The sequence below is a fragment of the Alcanivorax sp. DSM 26293 genome (assembly GCF_900107995.1).
GTDB lineage: Bacteria > Pseudomonadota > Gammaproteobacteria > Pseudomonadales > Alcanivoracaceae > Alcanivorax.
Window position 1 is genome coordinate 699,724 of record NZ_FNUM01000001.1, and the last position, 14,889, is coordinate 714,612.

Sequence of the window (14,889 nt, forward strand, 5' to 3'; positions counted from 1 at the left end):
ACCACAAAGGGCACAGGATTCAGTGAGGAGAAGGCGGGTCTTTTTCTATCACCAAGATCAACAACGCCTGTCGCAACGCCCCATCGACCAATGGGCGGTTATTCTCGCGCGCATTGTGACCACTGTGGTGAAAGGTGTTAGCCCGCCTTGCGAGCCGCCACCGCCTCGGCCAGCTGATCCAGGATTCCCTGAATATCCCCGTGACGGGTTTTCATGCTGGCGCGGTTGACGATCACCCGGGTGGAGATATGGGCAATCAGCTCGGTGGGCTCCAGGCCATTGGCGCGCAGGGTGTTGCCGGTGTCCACGATATCCACAATGCGGTCGGCCAGGCCCACCAGCGGGGCCAGTTCCATGGCACCGTAGAGCTTGATCACTTCCGCCTGTTTGCCCTGCTGGGCATAGTAGGCCTTGGCCACGTTGACGAACTTGGTGGCCACACGCAGGCGACTGCCTACTTCCGGAGCATCCTTCACCGCCGCCACCATCAACTTGCAGCGGGCGATATCCAGATCCAGAGGCTCGAACACACCATCAGCGCCGTGCTCCATGAGCACATCCTTGCCGGCCACACCGATATCCGCCGCGCCGTGCTGCACATAGGGCGGAACATCCGTGGCGCGGATGATGATGATCTTCACATCGTCGCGGGTGGTGTCGAAGATCAGCTTGCGCGAGGCCTCCGGATCTTCCAGCAGCTCAATGCCCGCCGCTTTCAGCAACGGCAGGGTTTCCTTGAGGATGCGCCCTTTGGACAGGGCGATGGTCAACGGCTTGGTCATTACGACGGTCTTTCCCAATCAGCGCGGAACGCGGCGAATCACCGCACCCAGCGATTGCAGTTTCTCTTCGATGCACTCGTAACCGCGATCAATATGATAGATGCGGTCTACCGTGGTTTCCCCTTCCGCCGCCAGGGCCGCGATCACCAGGGAGGCAGACGCTCGCAGGTCGGTGGCCATCACCGGCGCGCCGGTGAGCTGATCCACACCGCGACAAATAGCGGTATTGCCCTGCACTTCGATATCCGCGCCCATGCGGTTCATTTCCTGCACGTGCATAAAGCGGTTTTCAAAGACGGTTTCCACAATGGTGCCTGTCCCTTCGGCAATCAGGTTCAGGGCCATGAACTGGGCCTGCATGTCCGTGGGCATGGCCGGATACGGGGCGGTTCGCAGCGAGATCGCCTTGGGCCGACGGCCTTCCATGTCCAGCTCGATCCAGTCGTCACCGGTGGTGATTTTGGCACCGGCTTCTTCCAGTTTCTGTAGCACTGCATCGAGGATACCCGGCACCGTGTCCTTGGTCTTGATACGGCCACCGGTAATGGCAGCGGCAATCAGGTAAGTCCCGGTTTCGATACGGTCGGCGATGACTTCATGATGACCGCCGTGGAGACGCTCCACCCCTTCAATGGTGATGGTGTCGGTGCCGGCACCGCGCACCTTGCCACCCATGGTGTTGATGAAGTCGGCCAGATCCACCACTTCCGGTTCCCTGGCGGCATTTTCCAGGTAGGTAGTCCCTTCCGCCAGCGCAGCGGCCATCATCAGGTTTTCGGTGCCGGTGACGGTAACCGTATCCATGACGATGCGGGCACCCTTGAGGCGACCCTCCACGGAGGCATGGACATAGCCGTTCGCCACTTCGATGTCAGCGCCCATGGCTTCCAGGCCACGCAGGTGAATGTCCACTGGCCGTGAACCAATGGCACAGCCACCCGGCAGCGATACGGACGCCTTGCCAAAATGAGCCACCATCGGCCCCAGTACCAGGATGGAGGCACGCATGGTCTTCACCAGCTCGTAGGGCGCGGTGAGTTCCTTGATGGTAGTGGCGTTCACTTCCACGTTCATGCGGTCGTCGATCACCACGTGGACGCCCATGCGGCCCAGCAGCTCGATCAGGGTGGTGACATCCTGCAGGTGCGGCAGATTACCCACGGTGACCGGCTCGTCGGCCAGCAGGGTGGCGGCCAGGATCGGCAGGGCCGCGTTCTTGGCGCCGGAAATACGGATTTCGCCGTCAAGGCGCCGGCCACCGGTGATGATCAATTTATCCATGAACTGTCTCTAGACTTGTCAGAGGGCCAGGCGCAATGCCTCAGCCGATACCCATCTTCTGGGCTTTTTCCCACTCGGCCGGGGTATAGGTAATGATTTGCACCGCGTGGATGGTGTTGCTCTGGATCTGCTCGTTGATGGTGGCGTAGACCAGCTGCTGCTTCTTCACCGGCATCAGGCCTTCAAAGGCCGTGGAAATGACGCGAATCTGGAACCGGTCGCCGCCGCCTTCCACCGCCACATCGGCATCGTCAAAACCGGCTTCGACCAGTGCTTTTACCTCTTCCGGATTCATGCTCGCTCCTCATCGGGGCCGACAGCGGCCCGAACAGCGAGGAGCGGGATTAACCCGCTCCTCGGTGAAAACGGCAATAATACGCGAGCCGACGCCCCCTTGCCACGGCGGCACCGCCGGAAGAATCAGCTCTTCGGGTCGCTGTCCTTGATACCCGCATCAATCTTGGCGTCTGCAGACCAGGTGTCGATCACCTTGTCGATGTCGTTGTACTGCTGCATGCCCTGGGCAAACTGACTCCTGAAGGTATCGCGCAGGTCGAGACCATTGACGACCACATTGACCACCCGCCACTGGCCATCACGCAGGAACAGGGTGTAGTAGATCGGTACCGTCTTGCCGGAGTTGGTCTTCACCTCCATGCGCACCCGGGCATAATCGCCTTTGCGATCCCCTTCCTGCATGGGCAGCGTAGTAATCTTCTGGCCTTCATAGAGGGTAATACCGGAGGCATAGGTATTGATCAGGCTATTCTTGAACACGTCCAGAAACCGGTACTTCTGTTCCTTGCTGGACGGCCCGAAGTAATCGCCCATCACCCTCCGAGTGATACGCTTGAAGTCCACCAGATCGCCAAGCTCCTCGCGCACCAGCTCCTTGGCCCGGTCCGGATCAGCCTCCAGTTGCTCCCGCTCCGCCTCGATACGGGAGGTCATGCGCTCCACCGCTTCCATCACCACCTGCCGCGGATCGCTGTCCGCCGCCGCCAAAGAGGCCATGGCGGTAAACACCATTGCCAGCCAGATCCGGATAACACGCTGCAAATGCATAGAAAACTCCCTGTTAATGTCCGGCGGTTTTACGGTTTTATACCGCTGATGTCCAGTAACACACTGAACCGCATCTGCTTTGTTGGAGTCACAAGATGTCCCAACGGTTCCAAATGAAACAGAATTCGGGTCAACGAGGCGTCCCCAGCAATGTATAATCGACCCCGACCAGAGGAGAGATGAATGAGTCACGACCACATCGGCGTGGGTCGACGGGTACTGGACATCGAGGCCAGAGCCGTTGATTGCCTGAAAGACAGCCTGGATGACAGCTTCTCCGCCGCCTGCGACCTGATGCTGGCCGCCCGCGGACGGGTCATCGTCACCGGCATGGGGAAAAGTGGCCACGTGGGCAGCAAACTAGCCGCCACCCTGGCCAGCACCGGCACACCTTCTTTCTTTGTGCATCCGGGGGAAGCGTCCCACGGCGACCTGGGCATGATCACCCCGGACGATGTGGTGCTGGCCCTGTCCAACTCCGGAGAAACCGCCGAAGTACTGGCCATCCTCCCTGTCATCAAACGCAAGGGCACCGCCCTGATTGGCATGACCGGCCGGCCACAATCTGCCCTGGCGCAGCTCTCCGATGTGCACCTGACCGTGGCGGTCAGCGAAGAAGCCTGCCCGCACAATCTGGCCCCCACCTCCTCCACCACAGCGGCCCTTGCCATGGGCGATGCCTTGGCCATCGCCCTGCTGGAAGCCCGTGGCTTTACGCCCGAAGATTTCGCCATGAGTCACCCCGGCGGCAGCCTGGGCCGGCGCCTGCTATTGAAGGTGGATGACATCATGCACGCCGGGGAACAACTGCCGGTGGTTGCCAGCGGGACCTCGCTCAGCGAAGCGCTACTGGAAATGACCCGCAAGGGGCTGGGCATGACAGCCATCACCCGGGACGACGGCACCCTGGCAGGCATCTTCACTGATGGCGATCTGCGCCGCATGCTGGACCGCGACATCGACATCCGCAAGGCCACCATCGACGAGGTGATGGTGGCCCAGCCAATCACCATTGAACCTGGCCACCTGGCCGCGGAGGCCCTGCAGATCATGGAAAGCCGCAAGATCAACGGCCTGATGGTCTGCGACCAGGACCGCAAGCCACTGGGTGCCTTCAATATGCAGGACCTGCTGCGCGCGGGGGTGGTGTAAATGCCAATGCAACTGTCTTCCATTGATGCCCAGAAACTGCGCCTGATGGCCTTCGACGTGGACGGAGTGATGACCGACGGACGCATCTACTTCAGCCCGGACGGCGAGGCCCTCAAAGTCTTTAACACCCTGGACGGCCACGGCTTGAAGAAACTGGCCGCCAGCGGCGTGACCCTGGCCATCATCACAGGCCGTAACACCCCCATGGTGGCCAAACGCGCCGCCGACCTGGGCATTAACCATGTGATTCAGGGCCGCGAGGACAAGGGTGTCGCCCTGGCCGACCTGGCGAACCAGCTGGGTATTGCCGCCAGCGAAACCGGCTATGCCGGCGATGACGAACCAGACGTGAGCGCCCTGGAATGGGCCCAGCTCAGCTTTGCCCCGGCCAATGCCCATGACTGCGCCAAGGCGGCCGCCAACCACATTACCGAACGGCGTGGCGGCGAGGGCGCGGTGCGGGAAATTTGCGACGCCATCCTGGCACAGCGGAGCCCAGCATGAAGCGCCAGGGCCTGCTCAGCGCCACCGGTGTCCTGATGCTGGGACTGGTGATGCTGATGACGCTCCACGAGTGGGATGACACTCTACCCGGGCAGGAGGATGGCATCCTCACGGCACCAGCCATTGTTGCCAAAGACATTACGGCACGGGCTTTTAGTGAAGAGGACGGCCGTCTCCAGTACTATCTGACCGCCAAAACCCTGACACAGTACGACCATAATCCACTCACGGAGATGCAGGAACCGGAGCTGGAAATGGCCAACGACAAGGGCAGCTGGACCATCGTTAGCGAGCAGGGCGTCGTCAAGGAAAATGGCGACCTGATCGTATTTTCCGGCGACGTGAAAGCCCGGAACCAGCAACAGAAGATTACCCTGGATACCCAGGAGCTGCGCTTTTACAGCGACACCAACATCGCCAGTTCTCCCGACAATGTGGACCTGGAATTTGAATCCGGCACCACTCGCGCGGGAGCGCTGGAGGCCGATCTCGAGAAGGGCATCCTGACCCTTGAAAAAGGAGTAAAGAGTGAGTTTGACGCACCGGCTTCTTAGAACCATCGCCCTTGCCGCTGCCCTGCCGGTGACGGCGTTGGCGGCGCCTGCGCAAATGCCCGTGTCTGTCACCGCTGATTCCGGGCGCTTTGAGCAGGACGCTGGCAGCGGCCTGTATCGCGGCAATGTGGAGCTGATACAGGGCAAGCGCAAACTGTTTGCCGATGAAATGCGCCTGTTTACCCGTAATGGCGAACTGACTCGCGTGGAGGCCTCCGGCACCCCGGTACGCATGCAAGAAGGCAAGGACCTGCAGGCCCACGCCAACAACCTGGTCTACGACATCCGCAAACGCACCCTGGTGCTCACCGGTGATGCCTACATTGAACATCTGGGCAATACTTTCGAGGGCGCCCGGGTGGAATACAGCCTGGACTCCAAGCGAGTCGACGCCAGCAGTGAAGGCGACAAGCGAGTGAGACTGGTGATCCCCGCCGAGAACCAGACACCTGGCACCGAACAATCCCCACCGGCAGACGACAATGCAAACGGCGAGGCGCCTGTGGCGCCCTCCCCCGAGGCGGAGCCAAACACCCCATGAGCCATTTACGCGCCCACCACCTGGCAAAAAGCTACAAGGGCCGCCGGGTCATCGAAGATGTGTCCCTGGACGTGGAAGCCGGTCAGATCGTCGGCCTGCTTGGGCCCAACGGCGCCGGCAAGACCACCTGCTTCTACATGATCGTAGGCCTGGTGGAAGCCGATGCCGGGCGCATCGACATCAACGACGCGGACATCACCCATCTGCCCATGCATGGTCGCGCCCAGCGCGGCATCGGCTACCTGCCCCAGGAAGCCAGCATCTTCCGCCGCCTGACCGTGGAAGAGAACATCATGGCGATCCTGGAAACCCGCAAGGATCTCAGCAAGGCGGAACGTCACGAGCGCATGGAAAGCCTGCTCAAGGAATTCCATATCACCCACATTCGCGATTCTCTGGGCATGAGCCTGTCCGGCGGCGAACGGCGCCGGGCGGAAATTGCCCGCGGCCTGGCCACGGACCCGGATTTCATTCTGTTGGATGAACCCTTCGCCGGCGTGGACCCGATTTCCGTGAACGACATCAAGGGCATCATTCGCCACCTGAAAGAGCGCGGTATTGGTGTACTGATCACTGACCACAACGTGCGTGAAACGCTGGATATCTGCGATACCGCCTACATCGTCAGCGCCGGCCATATCATCGCCTCCGGCGATGCAGACACCATCCTCGGCAACCAGCAGGTGCGGGATGTGTACTTGGGTGCCGACTTTAGACTGTAAACAAATTGACAGTTGCTAGAGGACAGTTGACAGCTGTCGCGGGAAATCCTGTCTTCATCTGCAATGTATGAGGCCGCGTTTAAAGCTTGGGCGCGGCCTCAAATGGTTTTCTGAACCAAGAGCCTTTATCGCGTAGCTGTCAACTGTCCACTATCAACTGTCAACTCCGCTCCCTAGCACAGAACCACCATTGGCACAAATATTGCTTGTCTTATAGATAGGCTGTTATTCTCGGGCTTTGGGGACCAATCAGCCTGAGCAGTATGAAGCCAAGCCTACAACTACAAATCGGCCAGCAGCTGACCATGACACCGCAGCTGCAGCAGGCCATTCGCCTCTTGCAGCTGTCCACGCTGGACCTGCGCCAGGAAATTCAGCAGGCAGTAGAAAGCAATCCGTTGCTGGAGCTGGCTGACGATTTTGGCGACGAATCCCTGCCTGACACTGACGAAGAACGTCAGGACGAGCAGGAGCTGGATACCGAACGGGAAGATGCCCTGGAAGAGTTCGTGGACGACGAACCGGGCATTGAAACGGAATGGGACGATGTCTATTCCGGCCAGACCAGCAGCGCCTCCGCCGCCCTTCCCGACGATGCCGACGACTGGCAGCAACGCCATAGTGTGGCCGGCAACCTGCAGGACCACCTGCTCTGGCAACTGAACCTGACTCCCATGAGCGATGTGGACCGCATTATCGCCATGACCATCATCGAATCCCTGGACGATCGCGGCTACCTGACCGTGTCCGTGGACGACATCGTGGCGATGATGAATGCTCAGGAGGACCTGTTCACCGAAGGCGATGAACTGGAAGCCGATGAGGTACTGGCGGTGCAGCATCGCCTGCAGCAATTTGATCCGGTGGGCGTGGCCAGCCTCGATCTGGCCGACTGCCTGCGCGTGCAGCTGCGCCAACTGCCCACGGACACGCCCTTCCTGGAGTATGCCCTGGCCCTGCTGGGGCATCTGGAGCTACTGGAAAAACACGACTATGCCGCCCTGCGGCGGGTCCTGCAGATCAGCGAGGAAAACCTGCTTGATGCCCTCTCCCTGCTGCGCACTCTGGATCCTGCCCCCGGTGAGCAGATCGGGGAAAGCCAGGTGGATTACGCGGTCCCGGACGTGATCGTGCGCCAGCATCAGGGCCACTGGCAGGTGAGCCTGAACGAGGAGGTGCTGCCCAAGGTCAACCTGCAGCAGCAGTACGCCACCATGGCCCGCAAAGCCGGGGGAGAGGATGGTCAGTACCTGCGCAACTGCGTGCAGGAGGCCAAGTGGTTCATCAAGAGCCTGCAAAGCCGCCACGACACCCTGCTGAAGGTGGCCACCCGTATTGTTGAAGTCCAGCAGGACTTCTTCGATTATGGGGAGGAGGCCATGAAACCCCTGGTTCTGGCCGACATTGCCGATGCCGTCGAGATGCACGAATCGACCATTAGTCGGGTCACCAACCAGAAATACATGATGACACCCCGCGGCGTCTTTGAGCTGAAATATTTCTTCTCAAGTCACGTGGGAACAGACGGCGGCGGTGAGTGTTCCTCCACCGCTATTCGTGCCATTATTAAGAAGCTGGTCGCTGCCGAGAATCCCCGCAAGCCGCTCAGCGACAACAAGCTGGCAAGCTTGCTGAACGAGCAGGGAATCAACGTGGCGCGCCGGACAGTCGCCAAGTACAGAGAGGCGATGAAAATACCGTCATCCAGCGCCCGCAAGCGTTTGGTGTAGGCGCCGGGACGGCCCAAGAGCAGGTAAAGGAGCCAGACATGCAAATTAATATCAGCGGTCATCACCTGGAAATTACCGACGCTTTGCGAGCCTATGTGGGAGACAAGTTTTCCCGTCTTGAACGGCATTTCGACCAGATTACCAGTGTCCAGGTGATTCTTTCCCCGGAACCCAAGACCCACAAGGCGGAATCCACTATCCATATCTCCGGGGCCGACGTCTTCGCCACCGCTGAGGCAGTGGACATGTACGCTGCCATCGACAAGCTGACGGACAAGCTCGACCGCCAGATTCTCAAACACAAGGAAAAGGCCGTCAGCCACAAGCACGGCCACTGACCCCAAAGCGACAATTATGCGAGTTCGCGAACTACTCACCGAAGCACGCACCCATAATCAGGTGCAGGCCAGCAGCAAGAAACAGCTGCTGGACCAGGTTGCGCAGCTGGCTGCGGCCGGCTGCGACAGCCTCAACGAACAGGAGGTCTTCGACGCCCTGGTAGCCCGGGAAAAGCTGGGCTCCACGGGCATCGGCGAAGGCATCGCCATTCCTCACTGTCGTCTCGGTCACTGCCAGCAACCCATCGGGCTGCTGCTGAAACTGTCCACTCCCATCGATTTTGATGCCGTTGACGGTCGCCCCGTGGATCTTGTGTTTGTGTTGCTCGTTCCCCAGGAAAACCCGGAACAGCACCTGAAAACCCTCAGCCACCTGGCCTCCCTGTTCAACGACGACGACTACCGTGCCGAGCTGCGACTCAGCAAGGACAATCACCACCTGTATCACACTGCCGTGGAATCCGAAGCGGAGCTGCGACTGGCATCATGACATTACCCATCAAGCTTTCGGGCATAGTGCGTCAGAGCCACCGCCCCTCCTCTGCTGACCGTGGATGCCTGCGTGTGGTGTATGGCAGAAGCGCGGAGCAGCCATGAAACTCACCATCATCAGCGGCCGCTCCGGCTCGGGAAAGACCACGGCCCTGCAGGCCATGGAAGACCAGAACTACTATTGCGTCGACAACCTGCCGGTGGGCATGTTGCCTACTCTTGCAGAGCAGCTGAGCCAGGGAGAGCTGCCCATTGAGCGGGCGGCGGTAGGCATTGATGCCCGCAACCTGCCTACCCAGTTGCTGGCTTTTGACGCCATTCTGGATGCGTTGCATCAGCAACAGGTCAAGACCGAAATCATTTATCTGGATGCGGACGACAGCACTCTGCTGAAACGCTTCAGTGCCACCCGCCGCCGGCATCCTCTCGGCGCGCAACAGGGTTCACTGGAATCCGCCATCCAGCATGAACGGGAGCTGTTGGCCAACATCCGCTTGCGTGCCGATCTGGTGATCGACAGCAGCAATTACGACGTACACAGCCTTCGCAATCTGGTGCGTGAGCGGGTCGCCAATCGCAGCGCCGCCCTCTCCCTTCAGCTTGAGTCCTTCGGATTCAAAAATGGCCTGCCCAATGATGCCGACCTGGTGTTTGATGTACGGGTACTGCCTAACCCCCACTGGCGCGCAGATCTTCGCCCCTTTACCGGGCGCGATGAAGCCATCATCGATTTCCTCAAGGAACACCAGGCCAGCCACGACATGCTGGAGGATATCCACCACTTCGTGAGACGTTGGCTGCCGGCTTTCGCCGAGAGCGACCGCAGCTATGTGACGGTGGCCATTGGCTGTACCGGCGGTCGCCATCGCTCGGTATTTATCACCGAGCAACTGGCAAAACGGCTGCGTGATGAGGGCACCACCCTGCAGGTACGCCACCGCGAACTGGATTAAGGCCTCTGCCGCGCAATGATCGAAACAAAACTGGATATCATCAACAAACTCGGGCTTCATGCCCGCGCCGCCGCCAAGGTGGTCAGTGTGGCATCGCGATACGAGAGCCGCATCCACGTTATTCATAACGGTAAACCCATCGATGCCAAAAGCATCATGGGCCTTTTGATGCTGGGCGCCGCCAAAGGCAGCAGCGTGGTTTTCCAGGTGGAAGGCAATGATGAAGCCGCCGCCATGGACGAACTCACCGACCTGTTCGCCCGCCGCTTTGATGAAGAAGAGTAAAAAGCCGTTAATAGTTAACAGTGAATAGTGAACAGCTAAAAATCAAGTACCACATGCCCCGAAGGGCTGTTACTGTGAGCCTATCCAAGCCCGAGTAGCAGCACATCCTGTTTTCGCTGTTAACTATTCACTGTTAACTGTTAACTGATTATTCGATGCCCGCCGATACCAGCCGTAGTCAACAGCACCACAAAGTCATCAACCGCGCCTTGTCCAGCGGCACCTATACGCAGGTGCGACAGCTGTTCAACAATCTCCCCGGTGCGGAAGCGGCGCATTTGCTGGAATCCTTTCCGCCCCGGGAACGGGAGATTCTCTGGCAACTGCTCAGCAAGGACCAGGAAAGCGAGGTTCTCCAGTATCTGGGTGAGGAAGTGCGGGTTGAGCTACTGCGCAACCTGAGCACTGATGAGCTGGTCTCTCTGGTGGAAGAGCTGGACACCGATGACCTTGCCGACTTGCTGCAGGAGCTGCCTGAGCATGTGACCAGCCAGGTCATGGCCAGCCTGGACGAGCAGAATCGCGACCGGCTGGAACAGGTAATGAGCTACCCGGAGGATACCGCCGGGGGCCTGATGAACACGGATGTGATCACCATCCGCCCGGAAATCACCTTCGAAGTGGTGCAACGCTACCTGCGCCGCCGGGGGGAAATCCCTCGCACCACCGATAACCTGGCAGTGGTCAATCGCCGTAATCAGTTTATCGGGTTGTTACCACTGACCAAGGTTCTGATCAGCGATCCCGGCACCACCGTGCGCGAGGCCATGATCACTGATACCGAATCCATTCCCGCCAACTTGCCTGCTCACGAAGTGGCCAAGATCTTTGAACGCCAGGATCTGGTAACCGCCCCGGTGGTGGACGAAGACGGCATGCTGGTCGGCCGGATTACCATTGATGACGTGGTAGACGTGATCATCGAGGAAGCGGACCACTCACTGATGAGCATGGCCGGTCTGGATGAGGACGAGGACACCTTTGGCTCCGTTTGGCAAACGGCGCGGCGTCGGGCTGTCTGGCTGGGCATCAATCTGCTTACCGCCCTGGCCGCCTCCGCCGTGATCGGTCTGTTTGAAGCCACCCTGGAAAAAGTGGTGGCGCTGGCCATCCTGATGCCCATTGTTGCCAGCATGGGCGGTATCGCTGGCAGTCAGACCCTGACCCTGGTGATCCGGGCCATGGCACTGGGACAGATCCAGTCCAGTAATACCCGCTATCTGCTGGTCAAGGAATTGTCTGTTGGCGCACTGAACGGCCTGCTTTGGGCCACGGTGATCGGCATTACGGCAGCATTGTGGTTTGACGACCCCAGTATCGGCATGGTCATCGCTGCCGCCATGATCATCAACCTGATCATGGCCGCCTGTGCCGGCGCCATGCTGCCGATGATCATGAAGAAGATGGGTATCGATCCGGCTCTGGCCGGCTCCGTGGTGCTTACCACCATCACCGATATCGTGGGCTTCTTTGCCTTCCTGGGCCTGGCCACCGTGCTTTATGCCCATCTGCTGGTCTGAGATTTTCACCCACAAAAAAAGGCGCCAATCATTGGCGCCTTTTTTTTCGGCGGACATTACTCCACAAAAATCTGCCGGAAGGACACGTAGTAGGCGCCGGCCAGAATCGGCATGACGAACAGCCAACCCAGCAGTAACGGCAAGGCCGCCACCAGCACGATCACCATGGTTACCAACAGGTACACAATCAAGGGAATCACATTGCGGGTGAAACCGGCAATGCTCAGCTTCATGGCTTCACCCACGCCCTTGTTGCCCAGGAAGATCAATGGCACGGTGAAGTAGAACAGGTAGATAAAGCCAAACATGGCCACCAGACCCAACAGGCCGATCACTACCATCGCCCCGGTACTGGCACCGCCGCTGACCCCCATGGCATAGCCCAGACCACCAAAGACAACCCCAAGCAGCAGCATCACGCCCAGCTGGGCCAGAGCCATCAGAATGAGGGGTGCCGTGCGCTCGGAGAAAGCGGCAAACAGATCCGCAAAATCCGACTTGCCCTCGGTTTCCATGCGATGGAAAATTTTCACGATGCCGGCATAGAGCAGGGGCGTTGCCAGGACTTGCGCGATCATGCCGAGCAGCGGAATGATCTGGAACGCAGAGGTGATCAGCACGGTGACCACCAGCGCCCCCAGAACCACACCCCAGTGCCCCGGCAGCATCTTGTGGCCACTACCGATCCAGCCCAGGGCATCCCCCACACTGATACTGCGTGGCTCTGACAAAATGGTCAGCGCTTGAGCAGGTGGATTGTTGTCGTCAATCAACTCGGCCTTAGGCTGTTGATACGGATTGATTTCACTCACGGTTTACTCCTTTACCGAAAAAATTTTCATCCATTGAAAATGCCTGGATACGCTATCGCCCGGCGATCTTGATGGGCGACAGCAATAGCGAGCCGCTGGCAATGTTACCCCGATAATCCACATCGGTGCCGCTCCCCTGAATACCCCTGAGCATCTCCCCCAGATGCCCCGCAATGGTAAACTCTTGCAAGGCACCTTGTATGACGCCGTTCTCAAACCAGAAACCACTGGCACCACGGGAATAGTCACCGGTCACCAGATTCACCCCCTGCCCCATCACTTCTGTGACCAGAATCCCCCTGGGTACACGAGCCATCAAGGCTGCCAGTGATTCGCCGGTATCCGTGATCGACAGGTTGCGCACCCCGCCCCCATTGCCGGTGGGGTCCATCTGCAAACGGCGACCGGCATACAGACCCAACGCATACTGTCGCAGCACGCCATCCTCCACAAAAGACTGGGCCCGGGTGGGCAACCCATCCCCATCGAACGGCGCGGAAGCATTTCCGGCAGCCAGATGAGGATTCTCTGTAAGCGAGAACCCCTTGGGGAGCACGCTGCTGCCGATGCTGTCCTGCAGAAAGGAACTACGACGATAAAGGGCGCCGCCGCTGATCGCCGACACCAGGTGTCCCAACAGGCCGGAGGCCACCTCCGGCGCAAAGATCACCGGTAATTCACCGGTTTCGGGAATACTGGCCCCCAGCCTGGCCAATGTCCGCTCCCGGGCTTTCTCGCCAATCTCCTCGGCAGCGGCCAGTCGCTCGCCAATACGCCCGCCGTCATACCAGTAATCGCGCTGCATGCCGTTTTCATCTTCCGCCACCACACTACAGACCCGGCTGTGGTGGGTGCCACGATAGCCATGCAAGAAACCTTCAGAGGTCGCGAAGACCCGCAGACTGGCGCCACTGTTGATGGACGCCCCTTCGGAATTGACGATGCGGGCATCATTGCGAGCCACGGTTTCACAACGCAATGCCTCGTCAATGGCCGCCTGGGTATCCATTGCCCAGGGATGATACAGATCCAGATCCGGTACCTCCCGGGCCAGCATGGAAGCCGGCGCCAGGCCCGCATAACGATCTTCCTCGGTGTAGCGGGCAATCGAGGCCGCCGCCTGGATGGTATCGCGCAGGCTATCCCGATTGTCATCGGAACTACTGGCATGCCCCTTGCGCTGGCCACGAAACACGGTCACCGAGACCCCCCGGTCGCGGTGGAATTCCACGGTTTCCACCTCGCCCTGGCGCACATTCACCGAATACCCCTGGGACAGGCTCACATTCACTTCCACGCCATCGGCGCCCTGCCGTTTCGCCTCTTCCAGCACCCAGGCGGCCGTGTCTTCCGCCTGGCGTAATTGGGCAATATCCAGTACTGCTGTCGTTGCGGGGGAATCAGACATAAAATAGCGGTTCCGTAACCAGAATCAGAAAATGTAATGACCGAGTATAACGACGACCTGCTGACCAGCAAGACACAACAAAAACGCGATGACAGTGCTTTGCAGGAGCTGGGACTCTCGTTGATGGACATGAAGCCGGCGGAGCGAGAGCGACTGCCCCTGGGCGATGAACTGAAAAAGGCCCTGGACGAAGCCGGCCGTATCAATCACCACGAGGCCCGCCGTCGCCATGCCCAGTACATCGGTCGCCTGATGCGCGAATCCAACAGCGAGCAGATCATCCAGGCCCTGGAAGCGTTTCATGATCCGTTCCGCCAGCAGCGGCTGACCAACTGGGTGGAGCAGATCATGGCCTGCGATCAGCCCAGGGACGCTGAAAGCACCCTGCAGCAAGTCCTGGACTTCTTCCCTCACGGTGAGCGCCAGCAGCTGCGAAACCTGAGCCGTAACGCGCTCAAGGCCCGCGTGGCCGACCCGGCCACAGCGTCTGCCGCAGAAAAAGACAAGTTCAAACGCGAGCGGCGCAAGCTGATGAGCTACTTGAACCAGCTGGACAAAACCGCGCCTCTGTATTGAGAGACGCTTACGCCTACACACCAAGCCAACCAGCTGGCGTAGGGTGCACTGAGCCTAAGGCGAACTGCACCAATGAACGTTGGGCCGAGAAACAATGCAAGGCCGGTGCAGTTCGCCTTAGGCTCAGTGCACCCTACCCTCATACTACGCTTCAGGTTTTCACTATTAACTGTT

The 14,889-nt window shown here is 59.4% G+C and carries 18 protein-coding genes; 12 read left to right on the forward strand and 6 right to left on the reverse strand.

The features are described 5' to 3' along the window. Positions 1-137: 137 nt before the first annotated feature. The 4 genes from hisG to C4S63_RS03140 form a co-directional block, all read right to left on the reverse strand. Entirely contained in the window at positions 138-782 is a 645-nt protein-coding gene (gene hisG / locus C4S63_RS03125; RefSeq protein WP_062816691.1) for an ATP phosphoribosyltransferase, read from the reverse strand. An 18-nt stretch (positions 783-800) separates the two neighbouring features. Continuing rightward, complete coding sequence (murA, locus tag C4S63_RS03130; RefSeq protein WP_062816690.1) at positions 801-2,063, reverse strand: UDP-N-acetylglucosamine 1-carboxyvinyltransferase; 1,263 nt, start codon at positions 2,061-2,063, stop codon at positions 801-803. 40 nt (positions 2,064-2,103) lie between these two features. Next, positions 2,104-2,358 (reverse strand): BolA family protein, encoded by a 255-nt coding sequence (locus tag C4S63_RS03135; protein WP_062816689.1) that lies wholly within the window; start codon positions 2,356-2,358, stop codon positions 2,104-2,106. Positions 2,359-2,483: 125 nt separating this feature from the next. After that, entirely contained in the window at positions 2,484-3,128 is a 645-nt protein-coding gene (locus tag C4S63_RS03140) for a phospholipid-binding protein MlaC (protein WP_103916669.1), read from the reverse strand. 183 nt (positions 3,129-3,311) lie between these two features. On the opposite strand from C4S63_RS03140, the gene C4S63_RS03145 reads away from it, so the two are divergent. The 11 genes from C4S63_RS03145 (at position 3,312) to mgtE (ending at position 11,919) form a co-directional block, all read left to right on the forward strand. Continuing rightward, positions 3,312-4,280: a KpsF/GutQ family sugar-phosphate isomerase gene (locus C4S63_RS03145; protein ID WP_103916670.1), complete on the forward strand. Its 969-nt coding sequence runs from the start codon at positions 3,312-3,314 to the stop codon at positions 4,278-4,280. Beyond that, positions 4,281-4,784 carry an HAD family hydrolase gene (locus C4S63_RS03150; RefSeq protein ID WP_103916671.1) on the forward strand — a complete coding sequence of 168 codons (504 nt, stop codon included), beginning with the start codon at positions 4,281-4,283 and terminating at the stop codon, positions 4,782-4,784. It begins immediately after the preceding gene. After that, the gene (gene lptC / locus C4S63_RS03155; RefSeq protein ID WP_103916672.1) at positions 4,781-5,338 is read left to right on the forward strand and encodes an LPS export ABC transporter periplasmic protein LptC; all 558 of its coding nucleotides are present in this window, start codon (positions 4,781-4,783) and stop codon (positions 5,336-5,338) included. The genes C4S63_RS03150 and lptC overlap by 4 nt, the downstream gene beginning before the upstream one ends. Continuing rightward, positions 5,313-5,879, forward strand: coding sequence for a lipopolysaccharide transport periplasmic protein LptA (lptA, locus tag C4S63_RS03160; protein ID WP_234999916.1), 567 nt, complete (start codon positions 5,313-5,315; stop codon positions 5,877-5,879). The genes lptC and lptA overlap by 26 nt, the downstream gene beginning before the upstream one ends. Beyond that, positions 5,876-6,601: an LPS export ABC transporter ATP-binding protein gene (lptB, locus tag C4S63_RS03165; protein WP_062816683.1), complete on the forward strand. Its 726-nt coding sequence runs from the start codon at positions 5,876-5,878 to the stop codon at positions 6,599-6,601. The genes lptA and lptB overlap by 4 nt, the downstream gene beginning before the upstream one ends. A 263-nt stretch (positions 6,602-6,864) precedes the next feature. Continuing rightward, on the forward strand, positions 6,865-8,331 hold the full coding sequence (locus C4S63_RS03170; protein WP_103916674.1) for an RNA polymerase factor sigma-54: 1,467 nt from the start codon (positions 6,865-6,867) through the stop codon (positions 8,329-8,331). Positions 8,332-8,369: 38 nt separating this feature from the next. After that, the gene (gene hpf, locus C4S63_RS03175) at positions 8,370-8,669 is read left to right on the forward strand and encodes a ribosome hibernation-promoting factor, HPF/YfiA family (RefSeq protein ID WP_062816681.1); all 300 of its coding nucleotides are present in this window, start codon (positions 8,370-8,372) and stop codon (positions 8,667-8,669) included. 16 nt (positions 8,670-8,685) lie between these two features. Then, positions 8,686-9,159 (forward strand): PTS IIA-like nitrogen regulatory protein PtsN, encoded by a 474-nt coding sequence (gene ptsN, locus C4S63_RS03180; protein WP_062816680.1) that lies wholly within the window; start codon positions 8,686-8,688, stop codon positions 9,157-9,159. Between the two features lie 103 nt (positions 9,160-9,262). Beyond that, on the forward strand, positions 9,263-10,114 hold the full coding sequence (gene rapZ, locus C4S63_RS03185; protein WP_063509288.1) for an RNase adapter RapZ: 852 nt from the start codon (positions 9,263-9,265) through the stop codon (positions 10,112-10,114). Positions 10,115-10,129: 15 nt separating this feature from the next. After that, complete coding sequence (locus C4S63_RS03190) at positions 10,130-10,399, forward strand: HPr family phosphocarrier protein (RefSeq protein ID WP_062816678.1); 270 nt, start codon at positions 10,130-10,132, stop codon at positions 10,397-10,399. A 155-nt stretch (positions 10,400-10,554) separates the two neighbouring features. After that, positions 10,555-11,919, forward strand: coding sequence for a magnesium transporter (mgtE, locus tag C4S63_RS03195; RefSeq protein WP_062816677.1), 1,365 nt, complete (start codon positions 10,555-10,557; stop codon positions 11,917-11,919). A gap of 56 nt (positions 11,920-11,975) precedes the next feature. Here the strand turns inward: mgtE and C4S63_RS03200 are convergent, their stop codons facing one another. Then, positions 11,976-12,731 (reverse strand): BPSS1780 family membrane protein, encoded by a 756-nt coding sequence (locus tag C4S63_RS03200; RefSeq protein WP_062816676.1) that lies wholly within the window; start codon positions 12,729-12,731, stop codon positions 11,976-11,978. Between the two features lie 52 nt (positions 12,732-12,783). Continuing rightward, on the reverse strand, positions 12,784-14,139 hold the full coding sequence (gene pmbA / locus C4S63_RS03205) for a metalloprotease PmbA (RefSeq protein WP_062816675.1): 1,356 nt from the start codon (positions 14,137-14,139) through the stop codon (positions 12,784-12,786). A gap of 36 nt (positions 14,140-14,175) precedes the next feature. Here pmbA and yjgA point away from each other — a divergent pair, with 36 nt between their 5' ends. Continuing rightward, positions 14,176-14,715, forward strand: coding sequence for a ribosome biogenesis factor YjgA (gene yjgA / locus C4S63_RS03210; RefSeq protein ID WP_063509289.1), 540 nt, complete (start codon positions 14,176-14,178; stop codon positions 14,713-14,715). Positions 14,716-14,889 lie beyond the last annotated feature (174 nt).

What these genes read in the sequence shown, in the direction of transcription:
- C4S63_RS03170 (WP_103916674.1), top strand. Translation starts at nt 6,865, where the DNA reads ATGAAGCCAAGCCTACAACTACAAATCGGCCAGCAGCTGACCATGACA.
- C4S63_RS03135 (WP_062816689.1), bottom strand. Translation starts at nt 2,358, where the DNA reads ATGAATCCGGAAGAGGTAAAAGCACTGGTCGAAGCCGGTTTTGACGAT.
- rapZ (WP_063509288.1), top strand. Translation starts at nt 9,263, where the DNA reads ATGAAACTCACCATCATCAGCGGCCGCTCCGGCTCGGGAAAGACCACG.
- murA (WP_062816690.1), bottom strand. Translation starts at nt 2,063, where the DNA reads ATGGATAAATTGATCATCACCGGTGGCCGGCGCCTTGACGGCGAAATC.
- C4S63_RS03150 (WP_103916671.1), top strand. Translation starts at nt 4,281, where the DNA reads ATGCCAATGCAACTGTCTTCCATTGATGCCCAGAAACTGCGCCTGATG.
- C4S63_RS03145 (WP_103916670.1), top strand. Translation starts at nt 3,312, where the DNA reads ATGAGTCACGACCACATCGGCGTGGGTCGACGGGTACTGGACATCGAG.
- C4S63_RS03190 (WP_062816678.1), top strand. Translation starts at nt 10,130, where the DNA reads ATGATCGAAACAAAACTGGATATCATCAACAAACTCGGGCTTCATGCC.
- C4S63_RS03140 (WP_103916669.1), bottom strand. Translation starts at nt 3,128, where the DNA reads ATGCATTTGCAGCGTGTTATCCGGATCTGGCTGGCAATGGTGTTTACC.
- hpf (WP_062816681.1), top strand. Translation starts at nt 8,370, where the DNA reads ATGCAAATTAATATCAGCGGTCATCACCTGGAAATTACCGACGCTTTG.
- lptB (WP_062816683.1), top strand. Translation starts at nt 5,876, where the DNA reads ATGAGCCATTTACGCGCCCACCACCTGGCAAAAAGCTACAAGGGCCGC.
- hisG (WP_062816691.1), bottom strand. Translation starts at nt 782, where the DNA reads ATGACCAAGCCGTTGACCATCGCCCTGTCCAAAGGGCGCATCCTCAAG.
- ptsN (WP_062816680.1), top strand. Translation starts at nt 8,686, where the DNA reads ATGCGAGTTCGCGAACTACTCACCGAAGCACGCACCCATAATCAGGTG.
- yjgA (WP_063509289.1), top strand. Translation starts at nt 14,176, where the DNA reads ATGACCGAGTATAACGACGACCTGCTGACCAGCAAGACACAACAAAAA.
- pmbA (WP_062816675.1), bottom strand. Translation starts at nt 14,139, where the DNA reads ATGTCTGATTCCCCCGCAACGACAGCAGTACTGGATATTGCCCAATTA.
- mgtE (WP_062816677.1), top strand. Translation starts at nt 10,555, where the DNA reads ATGCCCGCCGATACCAGCCGTAGTCAACAGCACCACAAAGTCATCAAC.
- lptC (WP_103916672.1), top strand. Translation starts at nt 4,781, where the DNA reads ATGAAGCGCCAGGGCCTGCTCAGCGCCACCGGTGTCCTGATGCTGGGA.